We start from the raw sequence: 15830 nt of genomic DNA, 5'->3' as shown, positions 1-15830 counted from the left end.
CCGAATTCAACATGCGCCGGCTGTCTGGCCCTTCGCGCCTGCCCTGCCTTTCTGGCACAATCCGACCGATTCGCAGACGCGATCAGCCAGGTGCAGCGGCGTTCTGAAGGTGCCGACAAACCGGCTTGATCATCAACAGAGTATCGAACGACGCCATGGACGACAACGATCTCTTTTCGGCAATGCCGATCCCGACCAAGGTTGATGCTGAACCTGTGGCGGCGCCGGCGCGTGTCGCGCGCCCTGCTCCGCCGGCCTCGGCACCGGCTTCACCGGCTGCCACATCCTCTGGCGACGAATACGGCGCGTCCTCCATCCGGGTGCTCGAAGGCCTGGAGCCGGTCCGGATGCGTCCGGGGATGTATATTGGCGGCACCGATGAAAAGGCGCTGCACCACCTCTTTGCCGAAGTCATCGACAACTCGATGGACGAAGCGGTGGCCGGCCATGCCAATTTCATCGACGTGCATCTCGATGCGCAGGGCTTCCTTACCGTGACCGACAACGGCCGCGGCATCCCGGTCGAACTGCATCCGCAGGTTCCGGGCAAGTCGACGCTTGAAGTGATCATGACCAAGCTGCATGCCGGCGGCAAGTTCGACGGCAAGGCTTATGAGACGTCCGGCGGTCTGCACGGTGTCGGCGTGTCCGTCGTTAACGCGCTGTCCGACCTGCTTGAGGTCGAGGTCGCACGCAATCGCAAGCTCTATCGCCAGACCTTCTCTCGCGGCGTGCCGCAGGGTGGGCTCGAGGAACTCGGCGAAGTCCATAATCGCCGCGGGACGCGCGTGCGCTTCCATCCCGATCCGCAGATCTTCGGCGATCATGCGAAGTTCGATCCGGGTCGGATCTTCCGCATGGCGCGGTCCAAGGCCTATCTGTTCGGCGGCGTCGAGATCCGCTGGTCCTGCGATCCGGGCATGGTGCCGGAAGGCGGAGACATCCCGGAGAAGGCGGTCTTCCACTTCCCCGGCGGTCTGAAGGACTATCTTGCCGCCACCCTCGGCAAGGACTTCACCGTTACCCGCGAGATCTTTGCCGGCAAGACGGAAAAGACCGGCGGCCATGGCGCTATGGAATGGGCCGTGACCTGGTATGGCGGCGATCCGGCTCTGCATTCCTATTGCAATACGATCCCGACACCCGAGGGCGGAACGCATGAAGCGGGCCTGCGCATTGCGCTCACCAAGGGCCTCAAGAATTACGCCGAACTGACGCAGAACAAACGGGCGCAGCAGATCACCACCGACGATGTGATGATCTCCGCCGTCGGCATGCTTTCGGTCTTCATCCGCGAGCCGGAATTCGTCGGCCAGACCAAGGACAAGCTCGCAACCGTCGAGGCCCAGCGTATCGTCGAAAATGCGCTGCGTGACCCCTTCGACCATTATCTCGCCGACAACCCGAACGAGGCGGCGAAGCTGCTCGACTGGGTGATCGAGCGTGCGGAAGAGCGCCTGCGTCGCCGCAAGGAAAAGGAAGTCAACCGCAAGACGGCCGTGCGCAAACTGCGCCTGCCCGGCAAGCTGGCCGACTGCGCCCAGAATACGGCCGAAGGCGCCGAACTCTTCATCGTCGAAGGTGACTCGGCCGGCGGCTCGGCGAAGCAGGCGCGCAATCGGTCCAACCAGGCGATCCTGCCGCTGCGCGGCAAGATCCTGAACGTCGGCTCGGCCAGCCGCGAAAAGCTGATGGCCAACCAGCAGATCGCCGACCTCATCCAGGCGCTTGGCTGCGGTACGCGGACGAAATATCGCGACGAGGATCTGCGTTATGAGCGCATCATCGTCATGACCGATGCCGACGTCGACGGCGCCCATATCGCCTCGCTGTTGATCACCTTCTTCTATCAGGAAATGCCGGAGCTCATTCGCGGCAATCATCTCTATCTTGCGGTGCCGCCGCTCTATGTCATCCGCCAGGGTGCCAAGACCGTCTATGCCCGCGACGACGCGCATCGCGCCGAGCTGATGGAGACTGTCTTCAAGGGCAAGAAGGTCGAGATCGGCCGCTTCAAAGGTCTTGGCGAAATGATGCCGGCGCAGCTGAAGGAAACGACGATGGATCCGGCGAAGCGGACGCTGCTGCGCGTCGGGATCGACGATGTCGACTTCGAAGGCACGCGCGATGCCGTGGATGCGCTGATGGGCACCAAGCCGGAGGCGCGTTTCCGGTTTATCCAGGAACGTGCTGCGTTTGCGGAAAATCTGGATATCTGATGACAGGCATGCCCCGCTGCGACGATGGTCGCGGCTTGTGTCCCGCACGATAATGCCCCATATGCAGGGGCATTAGGCAGAGGGGCGCAGACGATTGTGAGCCAGGTCGATCAACAGAACCCGCAAAAGGGGCCGCGCTGGCTCGGTCAGGCGACGGCCAACCGCATAGCTTTGATCACGCCGATCTCCATGGCTCGCTGGCTGCTGGTCCTGATCGGCATTGCCGCGATCTATTTCTTCCATGGGTTTGTCGTACCGGTGCTGGCCGCACTCGTTGTTGCCTTCGCAAGCTGGCCGCTCTATCGCCGCCTCCTCAACACTGTCAACGGCAACACAACCATCGGCGCCACCTGCGCCATTCTCTTCATTCTCGCCTTCCTCGTCATCCCTATCGGCATTGCCATCAGCTATGCGGTGGAAGAGGTCCGCCAGTGGATCACCTGGGCGCTGGAAGCGAACAGGATGGGCGCACCGCCACCGGCCTGGATCACAGCGCTGCCTTGGGCTGGTGAATGGCTTGCGGAGAAGTGGCGCCTGCATATCGGACCACCCGGCTCGATCGGCGAAATGATCCAGATCGTCAGCGGCGCGAATATCGGCAATATCTACCGGGCCGTGATCGCTGCCGGTGACGGGCTCTTCCATCTCGTCCTGACCCTGCTCTTCATGCTGATTGCGCTCTTCTTCGTCTACCGCGACGGCGCCAGCTTCGCGCGTCAGCTCGACCTCCTGGGCGAGCGGATCCTCCCCAATCGCTGGGAGCGCATTTCTCGCGTGGTCCCAGCCACCATCAGCTCGACCGTGACAGGCATGACGCTGATCGCGATCGGCGAAGGCATCGTGCTCGGGATCGCCTACTGGCTGGCCGGCGTTCCCTCGCCGGTGACGCTTGGGGTCATTACCGGCATCATGGCGCTCATTCCCGGTGGCGCGCCTCTGTCGTTCACGCTCGTTTCGATCTATCTCGCCGCCAGCGGCCACGTAATCCAAGGAGTTGCGCTTCTGATCTGGGGTTCCGTCGAACTGTTCATTGTCGACAAGACGGTCCGCCCGCGGCTGGTCGGCGGGCCGATCAAGCTGCCTTTCCTGCCCACCTTCTTTGGTCTGGTGGGCGGCGTGAAAACCATGGGGTTCCTCGGGCTATTCATCGGCCCGGTCCTCATGGCCCTGCTGGTTTCGATCTGGCGGGAGTGGATCCGCGAAGTCGAACTGTCGGAAGACCTTCCCTCCGATGCCGGGGCATTTTCAGAACCGGCCATGGCTTATCCGGACACTCCTGATGCGTCGGCGACCCCGGCCAGACCACGCAAGATCTCCGTTCCCTGATAGGGCGGTCTCCGCCTGTGTGATGCTGCGTACGGCCATATTGGGCCAGCGGGATTATTGTCGCGATCACGCAGGCCTTGTTTTGGCTTCATTCCTTGTGTCCCGTCGCATCCGCCATCCACAGGAGCACCTTAACCAATGAAGACCGCCCTGATCATGATGACGATCCTCGGCTGTGACGACAGCGTCAATCAATGCCAGTTCGTCGAGACGCCGCCGGAGCGATTCGTGTCGATCGAACTCTGCGATGCGGCATCCGAGTCGGTTCTTTCGCGATACGGCAATATCGGATTTCCGACTGCGGTCGCAGTCTGCCAGGCGCCACCGCCTGATATCGCCGATGCCGTCGAAGCCTCGGCAAAGGCAAACGCCGATGCGGCGGCCATAGTCACAGCGAATCCTGAACTGACCGAGGAGCACAAGACATTGACGGCACGGGCAATCGACACCATCCGTGAGGTGCTGCCAGGCCGTGCGCAGTTCAAGATGATCTTCGAGACGCCGATCCATGTGGTATCGGACAGTTATTCCTGGGTCGCAAAGAAGATCATTCCCTGAGCCCTCGCGGCTCAGGCCGCAGCAAGCGCCAGACCGCTTGCGTAATCGCGGGCAAGACGACGCTCTTCGGCGATCGCAAGCCTCTCTACCATATCAAGCAGGGCGCGAGCCGTATCGCTCAGACCCGTCTGTTCGCGGTGCCGCGCAATCAGGCGATGGGCGATGTTATCCAGCTCAAGTCCATGGGCGGACTGGATGAGGCTCCGCCACTGCGTGATCGCGTCGACGAAAAGCGGGCTGATCTCGCGGGAGAGGCCTGTTGATTCGAGGAGCGCGCGGACGGCATGCAACCGTCCCGTGGCAAGGATGGCGCGAACACGACGTTCGTCGAGCCCGGAGATCGATTCGACGGCAGCGGCGAAGAAATCGGTACGACCGGCACAGAGCGCATGCATCAGGAAGGCAGGCGTCAGGCGCCCGGCATCGCGCAGTTGATCCGTCAGGTGGCGCAATTCGTCGCCATGAACATCAGAAAGCAGAGCGACCGTCGCGCTGTCGCTGGCTTCACGGGCGATCCGTTCGATGCGGCGGCTGCCGATTGCGCCGATCACGAGCCCTGAGCCAGACAGCGCTTCGGCGACGAATTGTACCAGCAACTGGCGCAAGCCTGCGGAGAGGTCGTCACGCTCCAGAAGCAGGGCGCGGATACGTTCGTCGCGTCCATGTCTTTCGGCAATGCGGCGCAACGTGAAAGGTGTGAGGCGAGCACCGGGGTTCTCAAGCAGGACTTCCAGCTCTGCGGCATCACCGATCTCGGCCAGCGCTGCGGCCACACCGACGCTCACGGTCCCGCGGGCGGCGACGAGTGCACGAGTTTCCACGGTTCCACGGCCTGCAATATCGACCAGGTCGGCATCGGTGAGCACCGGCGACAGAAGAATGACGGTGGAGGCGATTTCTGGTTGGTCTTCCGACAAGGAGACCATGATCGCACGCGGAGCGCGGGGCTCAGCGGCAAGCACTTCCGCCAGAGCCAGCCGCACTCGGGGCGACGGATCATCCAGGAGATAGGTCATGGCCACCTGCGCTGCCTGGCGCTCTTCCGCGGACATTTGAGATGTCAGATAAGCGCGAGCAAGCGCGTTGGCAGCCTTGGCCCGCTCTTGCGTTCTAGCGGTTTCGACCCATCTGAGAAATGCGGCAACGATCACAGTCAGACCCACTCGCTACGGACACGCACCGGATGATCCCGGTCACGAAGACCCTAGCGCCAAAGTCTTTAAGAAACGTTCACCACGTTCATTAACCACTGCCCCGCTGGTTCGGGCGGGCGAGTTCGATCAATGGGGAAATGCCGGCATAATCCATGTAACCGGCGCGCATGATGGGATCGGCCAGTCCGAGATCGAACCGTCCATTGCGAATCACGCTTCCATCGATGTGGATGCCCATGACCTGACCGAAGACCACGTGGCTGTCGGTGTCGGCACCATCAATGTCGGGCAGCGTCGTGACCATGGTGACACGGCATTCGAGCACGGCGACTGCCTCGCCCACATAGGGTGCATCGACCACGCGGCCATCAAGAGCCGTCAATCCGGCGAGGGTAAACTCGTCCGTGCCATAGGGGACCGGTGCCGAGGACAGGCTCATCTTCTCGAGCAGTGCGCGACTGACAAAACTCGTGGTGAAGACGCCCGTCTCTTCCACGTTGCGAAGACTGTCCTTGCGGCCGCTCGACGAGAACATCACCATTTTCGGTCGGTCGCCGACCGCGTTGAAGAAGGAATAGGGCGACAGGTTGCGACTGCCGTCCCTGCCTTTCGTGCCGATCCAGCCTATGGGTCTCGGCGCGACGATCGCCTTAAAGGGATCGTGCGCCATGCCATGAGCATTGCTAGCGGTATCGTAGAACATCACGCCTCGTCGCCCTGCCAGGTGACGACGTCGGACAAAGCAGGACGTGGCCGCTCGACGATCGGGAAGTCGGTCGAGCCGATATGAATGAAGCCGGCGACCTTCTCGCCGGGTTTGACGCCCAGAAGCGGATAGGCACGTTCGTCAAAGGCGAACCATTCCGACAGCCAGTTGGAGACGTAGCCATAGGCGTTGGCGGCCATCAGAAGATTGAGGCAGACGGCACCGGCGGACATCACCTGCTCCCATTCGGGTATCTTGAAATGCGGGGCAGCCTTGGAGACCACTGCGATGACAACGGGGGCGCGGGTAAAGCGGCTGCGCTCCACCTGGATCATTTCCTCGGACAGCTCGGGGTTCTTCTCAAGCGCCATGGCAAGCAACGCCTCGCCGATTCGAGCGCGCTCTTCGCCGCGATAGACAATGAAACGCCAGGGAGCGAGCTTGCCGTGATCGGGAACCCGGACGGCCAGAGAGAGTATCGATTCGATTTCCTGGCGGTCGGGGCCGGGCTCGCGCATCTGATAGGCCGGGACAGAGCGGCGAACAGCCAGATAATCGAACAGTTTGATGTCATTTCGCATAGATGATAACCCTTGTCGGCCTGTGGGAACAAAGCCCGTCTTGAAATTGCCACGGCATTCGGTTTGAAGTTGCCGTCATTGGGAAGGAAGTCAACAGACAGTGCATCGCATGACCTGCCAAGGAATTCTCGCCCGGATCGTCGTCGGGTTTTGCGTAGCCCTCACGGCTGCGCCCGAGAGCCGTTCGCAGGAAGCGTTCGATACGTTCAAGCAGTTGAACGGTTCGACCAAGATGCCGAAGCTCAAGGCCTTCTCCGCGCCCGGTGCCGAAGCGCTTGCCCCTGTCAACCAGAGCCGCAGCGTCAAGCTGGAAGCTAAGCTGACAGCCAAGGGCGACGCCATGCAGCATGGGCTGTCCTGGCGGGTCTTCAGCCCCATCCCCGGCGCCGACGGCAAGCTGCCTTTGCTTGCCAGCGCCGAAGGCGGATCGGCAGCCTTCCAGCTCGCTCCCGGGGACTATTTCGTCAACGTTTCCTTTGGCCGCGCCGGCGCCACGAAGAAGCTCAACGTTCCTGCAGTCGGCGATGTCGAAGAGCAGGTAATGGTGCTGGACGCGGGCGGACTGACGCTCAGCGCGGTGTCCGGCGCTGATTCGCATATCCCCGACAAGCAGCTCAGCTTTGACATCTACTCGTCCGAAGTTCGTGAAGACGGCGAACGTGGTCTGGTTCTCGCCGACGTCAAGCCGAACACCATCGTTCGGCTGAATGCAGGCACCTATCATGTCGTTTCCGAATACGGATCGGTGAATGCGGTGGTCCGCGCCGATATCACGGTCGAGGCTGGTGAACTTACCGAGGCGACGATCCAGCACCGCGCGTCGCAGGTGGGTTTCAAGCTGGTCTCCGAGCCGGGCGGCGAAGCCATCGCGGATACGGCCTGGTCTGTTCTGACATCGGGCGGCGACATCGTCGCGGAAAGCGTCTCCGCTTTTCCAGTCATGGTGTTGTCCGAGGGGCAATATACGGTTGTCGCGCGCAACAAGGACAAGATCTACCAGAAGGATTTTGAGGTCGCCGCCGGTAGCAATATCGACGTCGAGCTGCCGCTGACCAACTGAATTGAGATCAGGCCGCCTTGCGGAAACGTCGCCGCTCGACGGGCGCCATGCTGAAGACGGCGCCGAAAAGACGGGCCAGCAGGTCCTTGCGGTCGACAAGCGCGCTCAACTCTTCCCAGCTCATCATCGGCCCGACACGGGCAGAAATCGCCGAACCGGACAATCGGCGGAATTCGCGAATGAGGAGGGAGACGCGCAGGGTGAGCGAGATCTTGCTTGCCAGATGGAACAGCCGTCCGTTCTGTCCCTCGAAATAAACAGGCACGACATTGGCCTTGGCTGCCTGAATGAGCTTGGCCGGGAACATCTTCCAGGGCAGGTCTTCCGCCCTGCCAAAGCCTTTCTTCGCCGTGGCCACGCCACCGGCCGGGAATATCACCACCGTGACGCCCTCCTTCAGCAGACGCAGCGCCTCATGGCGGGTCTGCATGTTGATGGCGAGCGCCTCCTTGGTTTCCTCAAAAGAGACCGGCAGCGAGTACGGCGCCATTTCCGGCACCTTCAGCAATTCGTTGTTGATCAGCACACGGAAGGGACGACCGAGCTGTTCGGCCAAGGCCAGCACTGCAATGCCGTCCCCGATGCCGAAAGGATGATTGGCCACCATGACAATCGGACCGTCCGGAATATGCTCCGGTGGCCAGCTGCCCTGCACCTTCAGGTCGACATTGATGAGATCGAGCATCTTGCCGAAGACGCGGTCCGTCTTGCCGACGATGTCGTTTCGCCAGATCTCGTAGAGCCGCGTGTAGCGGTCCCGGCCCGAGAGGCCCTCGATCGATCGGATGAACCAGCGCTTCAGCTTTGGATCGCGGGCGTTGGCATAGGACAGTTCATTGAACTTCACGAAGACACCTCGATGGCCTGACGACAATCATGATTCTGTCATATGCACATTTGATGACAGGTGTCTGACAGGAACCTGAAGATCCCGCCAGACACCCCGTCTTCAGATCTTGCGGTTGGCCAGCTTGCGCTTGACGTCCGGGGGGGTTGCTTCGCCCGCCAGCACCGCCACCGCCTCGACCAGCGGCATCGAGACCTGCTCCTGCGAGCCCAGACGACGGATGTTGACCGTCTTCTCTTCCGCTTCGCGCTTACCGCAGACGATGATCACCGGAACCTTGGTCACAGAGTGTTCGCGGACCTTGTAATTGATCTTCTCGTTGCGGAAGTCCGTCTCGACCTGGAGACCGGCATCGCGGAGCTGCTCGGCGACTTCACGACCATAGTCGTCGGCATCCGAGGTGATCGTTGCGACCACGACCTGAAGCGGTGCGAACCAGAGCGGCATGTGGCCAGCAAAGTTCTCAATCAGGATGCCGAGGAAGCGCTCCATCGAGCCGCAGATGGCGCGGTGGATCATCACCGGCTGCTTCTTTTCCGACTTGTCGTCGATGTAGAAGGCGCCAAAGCGTTCCGGCAGGTTGAAATCGACCTGGGTCGTGCCGCACTGCCATTCACGGCCGATGGCGTCGCGCAGCGTGTATTCGAACTTCGGACCGTAGAAGGCACCCTCGCCCGGCAGGATGCCGGTCTTAATGCGACCACCCGACTGTTCCTCGATCTGCTTCAGGACCTCCATCATGATGCTTTCGGCGCGATCCCAGAGATCATCGGAGCCAACGCGCTTTTCCGGACGGGTCGAGAGTTTTACGACGATCTCGCCAAAACCGAAGTCCTCGTAGACCGAGAGGATCAGGTCGTTGATGCGCAGGCATTCCGCCGCCATTTGCTCTTCCGTGCAGAAGACGTGCGCATCGTCCTGGGTGAAGCCGCGCACGCGCATCAGGCCGTGCAGCGCGCCGGAGGCTTCGTAGCGGTGCACATTGCCGAATTCGGCGAGGCGGACCGGCAGCTCACGGTAGGATTTCAGCCCGTGCTTGAAGATCTGCACGTGGCCCGGGCAGTTCATCGGCTTCAGCGCGAAGATCTTCTGATCGGCTTCTTCATCGTCCGGATGGGTGAAGGCATGCGCCGATTTCACGGCGAACATGTTTTCCTGGTACCAACCCCAGTGGCCTGAGGTCTCCCAGAGCGACTTATCGAGCACCTGCGGCGCGTTGACTTCCTGATAGGTGCCGTCGAGACGACGGCGCATATAAGAGGTCAGCGTCTGGAACATGCGCCAGCCCTTGCCGTGCCAGAAGACGACGCCCGGGCCCTCTTCCTGGAAATGAAAGAGATCCATTTCGCGGCCGAGCTTGCGGTGGTCCCGCTTTTCGGCTTCCGCCAGAATGTGCAGATAGCGGTCCAGCTCTTCCTGTTCGGCAAAGGCCGTGCCGTAGATTCGGCTCAGCATGGTGTTGTTGCTGTCACCGCGCCAATAGGCGCCGGCCACCTTCATCAGCTTGAAGGCCATGCCGATCTGGCCGGTGGACGCCATATGCGGACCTCTGCAGAGGTCGAACCAGTCGCCCTGATAATAGATCTTCAGATCCTGGTCTTCCGGGATCGCGTCGACCAGTTCGACCTTGTAGGCCTCGCCCTTGGCGGCAAAGACTTCCTTGGCCTTGTCACGCGACCAGACTTCCTTGGTGAAGGGCTTGTTGCGCTGGATGATCTCCTTCATCCGCTTCTCGATCTTGGGCAGATCGTCGGGGGTGAAGGGCTCAGCCTTGGCGAAATCGTAATAGAAGCCGTTCTCGATCACCGGCCCGATGGTGACCTGGGTGCCGGGCCACAGTTCCTGCACCGCCTCCGCCATCACATGCGCCGCATCGTGGCGGATGAGTTCCAGGGCGCGCGGATCGGTGCGGGTGACGATCTCGATCCGACCATCTGCGATGGGGTCGGAGAGGTCGCGTACGGTGCCGTCGAGCGCGATCGCGACAGCCTTCTTGGCAAGCGACTTGGAAATCGATTCAGCGACCTGCGCACCGGTCGTGCCGGGGGCGTATTCGCGGATGGAACCATCGGGGAAAGTGAGAGATACGGAAGCGGACATGTTCTGTCTCCTGATCCAGTCCCGCCAACGAATGCGGGTGGTGAAAGGGGCGGGCTTGAACCCGCGATTTACCGGCGCTCCTTAGGACGAAAGCGCTGTGGAGTAAAGGATCTTGCTAGGCGGGGTCGAGCTTCCAGAAGTCACGCGCTTCTGGCACAAAACCCGCCAGAAGCCGTTCGAAGGCTCTGGCATCCACATGCCGTTTCAGACTTTCCGCGACATCTTCCACGGCGGTCTCCGTCGAGAGGTTGTGATCGTGGCGAAAGGCGCGGATCTCCTTCTGCAGTTCGTCGCGCGCAACAAACGGCAATTGTGGCTCGTCCAGACGCCAGTCGCTGACGAAGATCGCCCGCAAGACCGGCGGCAGGACGCCTGCGAAGGCGATCGCCTCGGCTACCGTCAGGCGACGGCGAAAGACGTAAAACACCGCCTGGAGCATGGTATAGGCCTGATGGGACGAGGTCAGCATCGAGGTGGTGACGAGGTCTTTCATGAAACGATCGAAGTCGGCCGAGGCCTGGCGATATTCAAGGGGCATCGGCATGTCAGGTACTCCGGGCCAGTATTTCCACTGGTTGACCGGAACGACAGCGTGGCTGATTCGTCAAGTCAGTGGGCAGCCTGCCGACCAACGCGCCAGAAGCGCCATGGTGCGTACCAGCGCAGCGGTGGCGACAGGGTCTCGGGCACAGGATCGACGCCCCAGGTGCCACCCGGGCCGCAACGCATGACGCGAAACAGCGTCAGCCAACCGCCGGACCAGAGGCCGTGGCGCGCCAAGGCTTCATAACCGTATTCCGAACAGGTGGGCATATGACGGCAGGAACTGCCGATGATGCTCGACACGGTCAACTGATAGAGGCGGATGAAGCCCATCCCGAAGATGCGGCCGGGGGTTTTCCGAAAATCGCCGCCCCAGTTTCGCCCGCGCGGACGCGCAACCTCGTGGCGGCATTCGGGGCCGTTACACATTCTCAGCTCGCCTCGGCCGTGCGATTGCCATGCTCGATCTGGTCGAGACAATCGACAACGGCATCGAAAGTCAGCATGGTTGAGGCATGACGGGCCTTGTAGTCGCGTACCGGTTTGAGGAACCGCATATCCTCGAACCGCCCGCTTGGCCCCTCGCCTCCTTCTTTCAGCATGGCGAGCATATCGAGCCGCGCGGCACGAAGTTCATCGGCTGTCGAGCCAACAACATGGCGTGCCATGATGCCGGACGAGGCCTGCCCCAGGGCACAGGCTTTGACTTCGTGGGCGAAATCCGACACCACACCGTCTTCGACTTTCAGAGAGACCTTGACCCGGGAGCCGCAGAGTTTGGAGTGTTTCTCTGCCGTGGCTTGAGCATCCGGCAAGGTGCCGATGCGGGCGATATTGCCAGCGAAATCCAGAATTTTGGCGTTGTAGATGTCGTCCATGATCAATCCGCGCTGTTGCTCAGTTCGTATATAGGGATGAATGAGGGCTTTGCCGTCCCCATGATGTCGCAGATCGCCTTTTTCTCAGCTTCATGTCTCACTATATCGGATAGGCCGGCCTGCGACAAATAACGGAAACGCCGCCCCAGGCGTTTTCATGCCCCCGCAATTTTCGTGAACGGACTTGCATTATGAGCCGCATTGCGCCTTTACAGTCGAGAAAAGCCAAACACGCGGCCGACACCGATCGGGACCGGGAGACCAAAGGCATGGATGCCATCGTCAAAAAACTGCCGGCCGATCTGCGGCGCCCGACACGCGAGGAAGCCGAGGCAGCGGTTCGCACGCTTTTGCTTTGGGCCGGCGACAATCCCGAACGTGAAGGCCTGCTCGACACGCCCGCCCGGGTTGCCAAGGCTTACGGCGAACTTTTTTCGGGGTACGAGGTCGATATCGACGAGGTCCTTGGCCGGACCTTCGAGGAGGTCGGCGGCTATGACGATATCGTGCTGGTGCGTGATATTTCCTTCTTCTCCCATTGCGAACACCATATGCTTCCCGTGATCGGCAAGGCGCATGTTGCCTATTTGCCCAAGGGTCGCGTTCTCGGTCTGTCGAAAATCGCACGGGTGGTCGATGTCTTCGCCCGTCGCCTGCAGACCCAGGAGAACATGACGGCACAGATCGCCCAGGCGATCGACGAGACGCTGCAGCCCCGCGGCGTGGCCGTGTTCGTTGAAGCCGAGCATATGTGCATGGCCATGCGCGGCATCCAGAAAACCGGGTCAACGACCCTCACCACCACCTTCACCGGAGCCTTCAGGGACAATGCTGCCGAGCAGGCGCGCTTCATGTCCATGGTGCGCCTCCGGTAAGACTGAATCGAGTGATATCCATGCCAGCCATCACATTTGACAGCCCCTCCTCCGACAAGGCTCTTCTCGAAGAAGGCCTGGCCTTTACCCCCAAGTTCGATGCGCATGGACTGGTCACGGCCGTGGTGACAGACGCGCGCGATGGCGAATTGCTGATGGTCGCCCATATGAACGCAGAAGCGATTGCGCTCACGCTCGAAACCGGCGTCGGCCATTACTTCAGCCGCTCCAGGGGCAAGATCTGGAAGAAGGGCGAAAGCTCCGGGAACCTGCAGACGGTCAAGGAAATCCGGGTCGATTGCGATCAGGATGCCCTGTGGCTGAAGGTCGAGGTCGCCGGCCATGACGCCACATGCCATACCGGTCGCCGCTCCTGTTTTTACCGCACGGCCAGCCTCGACGACGGCAAACCGGCATTGACCATTGCCGACGACCACCGTCATTTCGACCCCGACGCCATTTACGGCGCGTGAGGACCGGCATCGCTCTAACGAATTCGTAAGCATACAGTGTCGTAATGGCATTCGGAGTGTTCAGCGAATGGGGTATGCGGAGATGCTGAACTGGAATTTGATGGCAGGCGGCGGCGCCAATCTGGCGCAACCGAATAGGGATGGTGCGGCCAGCACATCGGGGCCGCCAGCACCCACGGAGACCCGTAGCAAGGCCAGGGTGGCGCTCGCACTCGGCGGAGGTGCTGCGCGCGGATGGGCACATATCGGTGTTTTGCGCGCACTCGACGAGGAAGGCATCGAAGTCGGCATGATCGCGGGCACGTCGATCGGGGCGCTGGTCGGCGGGTGCTATCTCGCCGGAAAGCTGGACGAGCTTGAAGCCTTTGCCCGATCGCTCACCATGCGGCGGATCGCTTCTCTTCTCGACCTGACGATCGGCGGCGGCGGCCTGCTCGGCGGCATGCGGCTGACGAAACGGATGCAGGAGCATCTCGAAGGCCTGACCGTCGAACAATTGCCAAGACCCTTCGTCGCGGTGGCTTCCGAGCTGAACAGCGGCCATGAAGTCTGGATCGATGGCGGCAATCTGATCACGGCGCTCAGGGCATCCTACGCGCTGCCCGGCATCTTCGAGCCGGTCCGCTGCAACAATCGCACCCTGATCGATGGCGCATTGGTCAATCCCGTGCCCGTCTCCGTCTGCCGCGCCTACGAGCAACCGCTGGTGATGGCGGTCAACCTGCATTACGATCTCTATGGCCGATCGGCCGTTGTCAAACACAAGGCGTCGGCACCCGCCGACCAGCCCCCCGAGACCCGCGCACCGACCAAGGTCGGCCTCACCGGTGTTATGGTCCAGGCTTTCAATATCATCCAGGACCGCATTTCCCGCGCACGACTCGCGGGGGACCCGCCAGATCTGGCACTTCATCCCCGGCTGAGTGATATCGGGCTTTCCGAATTCCATCGGGCTGGCGAAGCGATCGAACGTGGCTATGAAGAGACAAAGGCACGCGTCACGGAAATCCGGCGCATGCAGGAGGCCGTGCTGCGCTAGAGAAATGCGGGCGGGCATGTGCCGCGCCCGCTTCTCCGCATCAAGGCGCCGATCAGCCGGCGATATAGGCCTTGATATGTTCGGCCTCGGCTTCGATCTCGCGGATGCGAGACTTCACCACGTCACCGATCGAAATGATGCCCGACAGTTTGCCATTGTCTTCCACGGGCACGTGGCGGAAACGCCGGCTGGACATCATCTCCATCAGCTCATCCACCGTCGTCTCTTCGCGGCAACGATAGACATTGGCTGTCATGAAGCTGGAGACGGGTTGGTCGAAGGCGTCGCGGCCGGCAGAGCCGAGGGCGCGCACGACATCGCGCTCGGTAAAGATGCCGACGATCCTTTTTTCCACACCGACCACGACGACGGCACCGATCTTATTGTCGTCGAGGACGCGCGCGGCTTCGCCGAGCGTGACGCTCGGGCTGATTGTGATGACGTTACGGCCTTTCTGCTCGAGTATGCTTCTGGCTGATGCAGGCATGGTTTCCTCCTCGCATTGGACGCTAGGCGCGCGCCGGCCCCTCCCCGGGCAACGCATGAAAATGGTGCCCGTTAATCAAGTAGAATGCAATATGTGGATTGGCAGGGGCGGTTTTACAGGTGACGGCGGTCGAAAAGCCGGAAGCCGAAAAACCCCATGAGGAAGCCGCCAATATGGGCATCCCAGGCAATGGCGCCCGCATCGGGTCCCATCAACGGCAGTCCGAAAGCGATCGCCACGTTGCCAAAAAACCAGACGAGGATGAAGATCAAGACGGTGCGGTCCGACAACGCGGCTGGAATGCTGAGCAGCGGCGGCTCGCGGCCGGCAGAGCCCCGGCCGGTACGCAGCCGTCCACCAAAAGCGAAGCGGCAAGCCGCCCCCATCAGTGCCGAGATGACACCGGACGCTCCGACCATGACGGACGACTCCCCCCAATTCACAGCCGCGTGCAGCCCTGCCGCGGCGACGGCCGAGACGATCCAGAAGACAATGAAACGCACTTCGCCGATGCGCCGGCAAACTGGCGTACCGAAGGCTGCGAGCCAGAGACTGTTGAATGCGAGATGCTGGAAGCTGCCATGCAGCAGCGAATAGGTGACCGGTGACCACAGCCAGGCAAGATCCTGATCACCCAGTGGATAAACATAACGCAGCGGCACGAAGGCAAACTGGAACGTGATCCAATCGTTGACGTCGCTTGAAAAGACGAGCGCCTGCAAAGCATAGATGCCGCAGACCAGCGCCAGCGCGACCAAAACCCCCGCGGGCAGATTGAAGATCGGCGGATTGGTTTCACCACGGGCCGTTTGCACCGTCGGGAGCGCTGCCGTCTCCTGCGTGTGCTCTCGCTCATTCCCGCCGCTTTCGTCCGAGCGAAGATTATCGTCCGACATTTGCGGGCTCCCGTGCTGGTTGGAGCTTCCTGTTAAACGACTATGCGCACCAGTGAAAGCCCTGCCGCGGAAAGCGCGGGACACGCGC

General features: G+C 61.4%; 17 protein-coding genes. 7 read left to right on the top strand and 10 right to left on the bottom strand.

The window, feature by feature from the left end:
* Positions 1-155 precede the first annotated feature (155 nt).
* From parE to ASE36_RS18925, 3 genes are all read left to right on the top strand, one after another.
* Positions 156-2219 carry a DNA topoisomerase IV subunit B gene (parE, locus tag ASE36_RS18935; protein WP_062283626.1) on the top strand — a complete coding sequence of 688 codons (2064 nt, stop codon included), beginning with the start codon at positions 156-158 and terminating at the stop codon, positions 2217-2219.
* A 96-nt stretch (positions 2220-2315) separates the two neighbouring features.
* Positions 2316-3545 (top strand): AI-2E family transporter, encoded by a 1230-nt coding sequence (locus ASE36_RS18930; RefSeq protein ID WP_082511220.1) that lies wholly within the window; start codon positions 2316-2318, stop codon positions 3543-3545.
* Between the two features lie 138 nt (positions 3546-3683).
* Positions 3684-4103, top strand: coding sequence for a hypothetical protein (locus tag ASE36_RS18925; protein ID WP_062283623.1), 420 nt, complete (start codon positions 3684-3686; stop codon positions 4101-4103).
* An 11-nt stretch (positions 4104-4114) separates the two neighbouring features.
* Here ASE36_RS18925 and ASE36_RS18920 read toward each other — a convergent pair whose 3' ends face one another.
* From ASE36_RS18920 to ASE36_RS18910, 3 genes are all read right to left on the bottom strand, one after another.
* Positions 4115-5254 (bottom strand): DUF2336 domain-containing protein, encoded by a 1140-nt coding sequence (locus ASE36_RS18920; RefSeq protein ID WP_082511232.1) that lies wholly within the window; start codon positions 5252-5254, stop codon positions 4115-4117.
* A 91-nt stretch (positions 5255-5345) separates the two neighbouring features.
* Entirely contained in the window at positions 5346-5960 is a 615-nt protein-coding gene (locus ASE36_RS18915; RefSeq protein ID WP_062283616.1) for a flavin reductase family protein, read from the bottom strand.
* Positions 5960-6544, bottom strand: a complete 585-nt coding sequence (locus ASE36_RS18910; RefSeq protein ID WP_062283613.1) for a nitroreductase — start codon at positions 6542-6544, stop codon at positions 5960-5962. Before ASE36_RS18910 ends, ASE36_RS18915 begins: the two co-directional genes overlap by 1 nt.
* Before the next feature lie 109 nt (positions 6545-6653).
* Between ASE36_RS18910 and ASE36_RS18905 the strand changes: the two genes are divergently transcribed.
* Positions 6654-7604: a hypothetical protein gene (locus ASE36_RS18905; RefSeq protein ID WP_062283610.1), complete on the top strand. Its 951-nt coding sequence runs from the start codon at positions 6654-6656 to the stop codon at positions 7602-7604.
* A gap of 7 nt (positions 7605-7611) precedes the next feature.
* Here ASE36_RS18905 and ASE36_RS18900 read toward each other — a convergent pair whose 3' ends face one another.
* From ASE36_RS18900 to ASE36_RS18880, 5 genes are all read right to left on the bottom strand, one after another.
* Positions 7612-8451, bottom strand: coding sequence for a lysophospholipid acyltransferase family protein (locus ASE36_RS18900; RefSeq protein ID WP_062283606.1), 840 nt, complete (start codon positions 8449-8451; stop codon positions 7612-7614).
* Positions 8452-8553: 102 nt separating this feature from the next.
* The gene (gene thrS, locus ASE36_RS18895; RefSeq protein WP_062283603.1) at positions 8554-10551 is read right to left on the bottom strand and encodes a threonine--tRNA ligase; all 1998 of its coding nucleotides are present in this window, start codon (positions 10549-10551) and stop codon (positions 8554-8556) included.
* Positions 10552-10666: 115 nt separating this feature from the next.
* Entirely contained in the window at positions 10667-11095 is a 429-nt protein-coding gene (locus tag ASE36_RS18890) for a DUF2267 domain-containing protein (protein ID WP_062283599.1), read from the bottom strand.
* Positions 11096-11160: 65 nt separating this feature from the next.
* A complete protein-coding gene (gene yidD / locus ASE36_RS18885) occupies positions 11161-11523 on the bottom strand; it encodes a membrane protein insertion efficiency factor YidD (protein ID WP_062283594.1) in 363 nt (120 codons plus the stop codon).
* Positions 11524-11525: 2 nt separating this feature from the next.
* Positions 11526-11972 (bottom strand): iron-sulfur cluster assembly scaffold protein, encoded by a 447-nt coding sequence (locus tag ASE36_RS18880; protein ID WP_200945193.1) that lies wholly within the window; start codon positions 11970-11972, stop codon positions 11526-11528.
* Between the two features lie 269 nt (positions 11973-12241).
* Between ASE36_RS18880 and folE the strand changes: the two genes are divergently transcribed.
* The 3 genes from folE (at position 12242) to ASE36_RS18865 (ending at position 14359) form a co-directional block, all read left to right on the top strand.
* Positions 12242-12847, top strand: coding sequence for a GTP cyclohydrolase I FolE (folE, locus tag ASE36_RS18875; RefSeq protein ID WP_062283591.1), 606 nt, complete (start codon positions 12242-12244; stop codon positions 12845-12847).
* Between the two features lie 20 nt (positions 12848-12867).
* Positions 12868-13320, top strand: a complete 453-nt coding sequence (hisI, locus tag ASE36_RS18870; RefSeq protein ID WP_062283588.1) for a phosphoribosyl-AMP cyclohydrolase — start codon at positions 12868-12870, stop codon at positions 13318-13320.
* A gap of 82 nt (positions 13321-13402) precedes the next feature.
* Positions 13403-14359, top strand: a complete 957-nt coding sequence (locus ASE36_RS18865) for a patatin-like phospholipase family protein (protein ID WP_062283910.1) — start codon at positions 13403-13405, stop codon at positions 14357-14359.
* Positions 14360-14411: 52 nt separating this feature from the next.
* Here the strand turns inward: ASE36_RS18865 and ASE36_RS18860 are convergent, their stop codons facing one another.
* Together ASE36_RS18860 and ASE36_RS18855 are read right to left on the bottom strand one after the other, a co-directional pair.
* On the bottom strand, positions 14412-14846 hold the full coding sequence (locus ASE36_RS18860) for a CBS domain-containing protein (RefSeq protein ID WP_062283585.1): 435 nt from the start codon (positions 14844-14846) through the stop codon (positions 14412-14414).
* Between the two features lie 113 nt (positions 14847-14959).
* Positions 14960-15742 (bottom strand): rhomboid family intramembrane serine protease, encoded by a 783-nt coding sequence (locus tag ASE36_RS18855; RefSeq protein ID WP_082511218.1) that lies wholly within the window; start codon positions 15740-15742, stop codon positions 14960-14962.
* Positions 15743-15830 lie beyond the last annotated feature (88 nt).

It is taken from the genome of Rhizobium sp. Root274 (assembly GCF_001429245.1).
In the GTDB taxonomy this organism is placed as follows: Bacteria; Pseudomonadota; Alphaproteobacteria; order Rhizobiales; family Rhizobiaceae; genus Allorhizobium.
This window is presented reverse-complemented; position numbering and strand designations above follow the sequence as displayed.

Coding starts and splice junctions, on each gene's coding strand:
- ASE36_RS18860 (WP_062283585.1), bottom strand. CDS start 14,846: ATGCCTGCATCAGCCAGAAGCATACTCGAGCAGAAAGGCCGTAACGTC.
- parE (WP_062283626.1), top strand. CDS start 156: ATGGACGACAACGATCTCTTTTCGGCAATGCCGATCCCGACCAAGGTT.
- thrS (WP_062283603.1), bottom strand. CDS start 10,551: ATGTCCGCTTCCGTATCTCTCACTTTCCCCGATGGTTCCATCCGCGAA.
- ASE36_RS18855 (WP_082511218.1), bottom strand. CDS start 15,742: ATGTCGGACGATAATCTTCGCTCGGACGAAAGCGGCGGGAATGAGCGA.
- yidD (WP_062283594.1), bottom strand. CDS start 11,523: ATGTGTAACGGCCCCGAATGCCGCCACGAGGTTGCGCGTCCGCGCGGG.
- ASE36_RS18865 (WP_062283910.1), top strand. CDS start 13,403: ATGCTGAACTGGAATTTGATGGCAGGCGGCGGCGCCAATCTGGCGCAA.
- folE (WP_062283591.1), top strand. CDS start 12,242: ATGGATGCCATCGTCAAAAAACTGCCGGCCGATCTGCGGCGCCCGACA.
- ASE36_RS18915 (WP_062283616.1), bottom strand. CDS start 5,960: ATGTTCTACGATACCGCTAGCAATGCTCATGGCATGGCGCACGATCCC.
- ASE36_RS18890 (WP_062283599.1), bottom strand. CDS start 11,095: ATGCCGATGCCCCTTGAATATCGCCAGGCCTCGGCCGACTTCGATCGT.
- ASE36_RS18880 (WP_200945193.1), bottom strand. CDS start 11,972: ATGGACGACATCTACAACGCCAAAATTCTGGATTTCGCTGGCAATATC.
- hisI (WP_062283588.1), top strand. CDS start 12,868: ATGCCAGCCATCACATTTGACAGCCCCTCCTCCGACAAGGCTCTTCTC.
- ASE36_RS18905 (WP_062283610.1), top strand. CDS start 6,654: ATGACCTGCCAAGGAATTCTCGCCCGGATCGTCGTCGGGTTTTGCGTA.
- ASE36_RS18925 (WP_062283623.1), top strand. CDS start 3,684: ATGAAGACCGCCCTGATCATGATGACGATCCTCGGCTGTGACGACAGC.
- ASE36_RS18910 (WP_062283613.1), bottom strand. CDS start 6,544: ATGCGAAATGACATCAAACTGTTCGATTATCTGGCTGTTCGCCGCTCT.